Raw genomic sequence first — 527 nt, forward strand, 5'->3', positions numbered from 1 at the left:
AAGTGGTGGGCGCAGGAGGATTCGAACCTCCGACCGCCTGGTTCGTAGCCAGGTACTCTATCCAGCTGAGCTATGCGCCCACTTTCATTAGTTACTTATTTATACTCTAAGTTAGAGTCTGTAAAAGTGATGTGCGTAGGACGTAACTTCTAAGAATGAACCTCCGACCGTTTGGCTTTAGCCAACACTTTATACTTATTTATACTCTAAGCAGAGTGATGTAAAAGTGGTGGGCGCAGGAGGATTCGAACCTCCGACCGCCTGGTTCGTAGCCAGGTACTCTATCCAGCTGAGCTATGCGCCCACTTTTACTGTTTGCTTGTTTATACTCTAAGCAGAGTGTGTAAAAAGTGTTGGAAGCAGGGCGTATCTTGTAAGAATGAACCTCCGACCGATTTGGTTACAAACCAAACACTTTAGCTTATTTATACTCTAAGTAGAGTGTGTAAAAAGTGTTGGAAGCAGGACCTATCTTGTAAGAATGAACCTCCGACCGATTTGGTTATAAACCAAACACTTTAACTTAT

The 527-nt window shown here is 43.6% G+C and carries 2 tRNA genes; both read right to left on the bottom strand.

The annotated features are described in order from the left end of the window. Nucleotides 1–3 precede the first annotated feature (3 nt). Nucleotides 4–80: transfer RNA gene (locus AN391_RS19865), tRNA-Arg, on the bottom strand. A 147-nt stretch (nucleotides 81–227) separates the two neighbouring features. Further along, nucleotides 228–304 (bottom strand) — tRNA-Arg (locus tag AN391_RS19870). Nucleotides 305–527 lie beyond the last annotated feature (223 nt).

Origin of the sequence: Pseudoalteromonas sp. P1-13-1a, from assembly GCF_001401875.1 — a bacterium.
Lineage (GTDB): Bacteria > Pseudomonadota > Gammaproteobacteria > Enterobacterales > Alteromonadaceae > Pseudoalteromonas.